The 4,389-nt window shown below is 72.0% G+C and carries 3 protein-coding genes and 1 pseudogene; all 4 read right to left on the bottom strand.

Annotation, left to right across the window (positions count from 1 at the left end):
* Positions 1-1,030 (bottom strand): serine/threonine-protein kinase (locus tag HMPREF3105_RS08920; RefSeq protein ID WP_246830359.1); only part of this gene is annotated, 1,030 nt, incomplete at its 3' end.
* Positions 1,027-2,472: a peptidoglycan D,D-transpeptidase FtsI family protein gene (locus tag HMPREF3105_RS08915; RefSeq protein ID WP_020624442.1), complete on the bottom strand. Its 1,446-nt coding sequence runs from the start codon at positions 2,470-2,472 to the stop codon at positions 1,027-1,029. The genes HMPREF3105_RS08920 and HMPREF3105_RS08915, both read right to left, overlap by 4 nt.
* The gene (locus HMPREF3105_RS08910; RefSeq protein WP_020624443.1) at positions 2,469-3,893 is read right to left on the bottom strand and encodes an FtsW/RodA/SpoVE family cell cycle protein; all 1,425 of its coding nucleotides are present in this window, start codon (positions 3,891-3,893) and stop codon (positions 2,469-2,471) included. Before HMPREF3105_RS08910 ends, HMPREF3105_RS08915 begins: the two co-directional genes overlap by 4 nt.
* A pseudogene (locus tag HMPREF3105_RS08905) lies at positions 3,890-4,389 on the bottom strand (serine/threonine-protein phosphatase); the annotation flags it as partial. The pseudogene HMPREF3105_RS08905 and the gene HMPREF3105_RS08910, both read right to left, overlap by 4 nt.

Below are 4,389 nucleotides of genomic sequence, written 5' to 3'. Positions count from 1 at the left end.
GGGCGTCGTCGTCGGTGCGGGGCTGGGCCGCGGTCACCGGCAGCGCCGCGGTGGCGGGGGAGCCGTCCGCCCGGGTGCCCTCGGCGCGGGGATGGGTGGTGCGCATGCCGTCGTAGTCCAGGGGAGCGGTCTCGGCACCCGAGGGGTCGGCCACGCCCTGCTCCTCGAGGAAGACGGCCAGGCCGGGCACGGCCTCCACAGCGCCGCGGGTGTCCTTGCGACGCAGCGCGTCGGCGGCGTCCGAGAGCGCGGTCGCGTCCGACGGCCGCTCCTTGGGGTCCTTCGAGAGCATGCACATGATCAGGGCGCGCACCGGGGCCGGGACGGTGTCCGGCAGGGGCGGCGGGGTGTCGTTGACCTGGGCGAGGGCGATCGCGATCTGGGACTCGCCCGTGAACGGGCGATGCCCGGCGAGGGCCTCGTAGCCGATGATGCCCAGCGAGTAGAGGTCGGAGGAGCCGGTGGCCTGCTGCCCCGTGGCCTGCTCGGGCGCGAGGTACTGGGCGGTGCCCATCACCTGGCCGGTGGCCGTGAGCGGGACCTGGTCCGCCAGGCGCGCGATGCCGAAGTCCGTCACCTTCACCCGGCCGGTGGGCGTGATCATGAGGTTGCCGGGCTTGACGTCGCGGTGCACGAGCCCCTGGGCGTGGGCCGCCGAGAGCGCGGCCGCCGTCTGCGCGATGATCCGCAGGGTCCGCTCGGGGGAGAGCACCTTCTCCTTCTCGAGGATGGAGGACAGCGGCTGGCCCGGCACGAGCTCCATGACGAGGTAGGCGGAGCCCTTCTCCTCGCCGTAGTCGTAGACGTTGGCGACGCCGGGGTGGTTCAGCAGCGCGGTGTGCTGGGCCTCCGCCCGGAAGCGGCGCAGGAAGTTGGGGTCACCCGTGTACTCCTCCTTGAGGATCTTCACGGCGGTGATCCGGCCCAGGACCTTGTCCCGGGCCTTCCACACCTCGCCCATGCCGCCGATCGCGATGCGATCGGTCAGCTGGTACCTGCCCCCGAGGGTGATGCCCGATGTCGGCCTCATTCCGTGACCACCGCTTCCATGATTGCCTTCATGCCACTGACGATTGTCTGATGTCCAACCCCCGGCGGCTCGTCCTCCACCACGATCGTCACGGCCGCCCGGGGGTTCTCGCTCGCGTCGAAGCCGGTGATCCAGGAGTGCACGTTGCCCGTGTCCCCGACCTCGGCCGTGCCCGACTTCGCCGCGATCCGCACCGTGTCCGACTGCACGGATCCCAGGATGCCGTCCTCCACCGCCGAGACCATCATGTCCGAGACCTGCCCGGCCACCTCGGGGGTCGTGGCCCGGCCGCGCTCACGGGGGCTGAACTCCTGCACCGTGGTGAGGTCCGAACGGCGGACCGCCTTGATCAGCTGCGGCTCCATGACCACGCCGTCGTTCGCGATGCCGGCGGCCACCATGGCCATCTGCAGCGCGGTAGCCTGCACGTCCCGCTGGCCGATCGAGGACTGCGCCAGCGCGGCGTCGTCCAGGTCGGAGGGGAACACGGAGCCGGTCACGGGCAGCGGGTAGTCGAAGGAGTCGTTGAAGCCGAACCGCTCGGCGACCTCCCGGATCCGGTCCTGGCCCAGCTCGACGGCGGCCATGGCGAACGGCGTGTTGCAGGACTGCGCCAGCGCCCACGTGAGGGTCTGACGCCCCACGGTGTTGCACGGTGAGCCGTCGTAGTTGGGCAGCTCCGTGGTCGTGCCGGGCAGCGTCCACGCGGCGGGGATGTCCACCGTCCCGTCCGGGGTGTAGTCACCGGACTCGAGCATGGCCACCGCGTCGATCAGCTTGAACGTGGAGCCGGGGGACACGAGCTGCTCCGCGGCGCGGTTGAGGTACGCGCTGGCGCCGGGGATCTGGTCGATCGCGGCCATGGCCGACTGCGCCTCGGCCGGGCTGTGCGAGGAGAGCGCGTTGGAGTCGAAGCCCGGCTTCGACACCATGGCCAGGATCTCGCCCGTCGTCGGGTCCGTGACCACGGCGGAGGCGCGCACGCCGTCCGGGAGCGCGTCGTACGCCAGACGCTGCAGCTCGGGGTCGATCGTCAGCTCCACCTGGTCGCCCTCGGGCGTGGCGCCCGTGATGATCTCCATGGCGCGGTCCACGAACTGGGACGTGGGGGTGCCGGAGAGCTGCTCGTTCATGGCCGCCTCCAGCCCGTCGGTGCCGTAGGTGAGCGAGTAGAAGCCCGTGAGCGGGGCGTACAGCTCGGGCTCGTGGTAGACGCGCTGGTAGTGGTACGCGTCGTCGGAGGGGACGGACTCGGCGATCGGCTCGCCGTCCACGAGGATCGGCCCGCGCGGGGCGCCGAACTCCAGGAACATCTGCCGAGAGTTCAGGGCGTGCGTCTTGAGCTGGTCAGCGGCCAGCACCTGGATGACGGACGCAGCCAGCGCGAGCACGAGGAGCATGGCCGCCATGACGGTCCACGTGCGTCGGATCGCCTCGTTCACCGCTCCTCACCTCCTCCCGGGGGCACGGCGGCCGCCGGGAGCGCCGTGCCGGGGTCGAGGTGGCCGGCGCCGGGCCCGGACGCGTTGACCATCCCGTCCACGACCACGGGCCGGCGGGCGGCGTTCGAGATGCGCAGCACGAGCCCCACGATGATCCAGTTGGCCAGCAGCGAGGAGCCGCCGGCGGCGAGGAACGGCGTCGTGAGGCCGGTGAGCGGCAGCACGAGGGTCACGCCGCCCATCACCACGAACACCTGCCACGCCATGGTGAAGGCCAGGCCGGAGGCGAGCACCTTGCCGAACGCGTCGCGCACGCCGAGGGCGGCGCGCATCATGCGGGTGACGAGCAGGAGGTACAGGACGAGCACGGCGGCCAGGCCCACGAAGCCGAGCTCCTCGCCGATGGCCGTGAGGATCATGTCCGAGAAGGACAGCGGCACCTGGGTGGGGTTGCCCGCGCCCAGGCCGGTGCCCATCAGCCCGCCCGAGGCCATCGCGAACAGGCCCTGGACCACCTGGTAGGAGCCGCCGAAGTCGCGATGGTAGATCTCGGGGTCGAAGGCCCTCAGCCAGATCTCGAACCGGGCGGTCACGTGCGGCATGAACAGGAACGCCAGCGCCGCGCCGAAGGCGATCAGGCCCAGGCCGAGGAGGATCCAGGAGGCGCGGGACGTGGCGATGTAGAGCATCGCCATGAACATGCCGAAGAACAGCAGGGCCGAGCCCAGGTCGCGCTGGAACACGAGCACGCCGAGCGCCAGGAGCCAGCCGGCCAGCAACGGGCCGAGGTCCCGGGCTCGGGGGAAGGTCACCGGGCCCACGCGGCGGCCGGCCAGCAGGATCAGGTCGCGGTTCGCGGAGAGGTAGCCGGCGAAGAAGATGGCCAGCGTTATCTTGGCGATCTCGCCGGGCTGGAAGGTGCCGAATCCGACGTCGATCCAGATCCGCGCCCCGTACATGCTCAGGCCCAGCCCGGGCACGAGCGGCAGGAGCAGCAGCACGCCGGACGCGGCGAGGAACAGGTAGGGCCAGCGCCGCAGCACCCGGTGGTCGCGCACCAGGAACACCAGGGCGGAGGCCACCAGGACGGCCAGGACGGACCACACGAGCTGCGAGGTGGGGTTGGCCATCGCGGCGTCCTGGCTCAGCCGGTGGATCATGGCCAGGCCCAGCCCGTTGAGCAGGGCGGTGATCGGCAGCATGAACGGGTCCGCGTAGGGGGCCCGCAGCCGCAGGACCACGTGCAGCACGAGGGTGGCCGCGCCGAAGATGCCCAGCGGCACCCAGGCGGTGGAGTCCAGCGGGGCGTCCGTGCCGATCATGCCCAGCAGGTCCGCCCCCAGGGCGATGGCCAGGGCGGCCAGCAGCAGGACCAGTTCGATGTTCCGGCGCGGGCGTGCGGGGGAGATCACCTCGGTCACGGGGCCTCACCTCCCGTCGCGCTCGGGGACGATGCCGGGCTCGTCGGCGCGGCGGAGCCGGACGCGTCCGAGGGGCGGGCGGAGGACGACGACGGCGTCGTGCTCGGCCGGGCCCGCTCGGAGGGTTCACCGGCGGGGGCGGGGGCGTTCGGGTGCAGCGAGTCGCGCAGCTCGGCGACGATCTGCTCCGCGTGGTCCACGTCCCGGGCGGGCATGCCGGCGTTCACGCGGTCGCGTGCGTACGCGGGCAGCGCGTCCACCGGGAGGTCGGTCTGGCGGTCCACGTGGGACAGCTCGAGCGGGCCCAGCCGCTGGGAGACGCCCTTGAACACGGCGATCCGGCCGTCGTTGGCCCCCACGTAGTACTGCGTCTGGGTCCACAGGTAGCCCCACACGGCCACGGCCGCGAGGGTGAGGGCGAGCAGCGTGGTGAACACGGGGATGAACCAGCCGCGGCGGTACTGCACCGGGCGGTCGTCCTTTCCACGCCGCCGAC

Source organism: Micrococcus sp. HMSC31B01 (genome assembly GCF_001816085.1).
Classification (GTDB): domain Bacteria; phylum Actinomycetota; class Actinomycetes; order Actinomycetales; family Micrococcaceae; genus Micrococcus; species Micrococcus luteus.
Note: the sequence above shows the minus strand (reverse complement) of the source record. Positions and strands in the feature narration are given on the sequence as shown.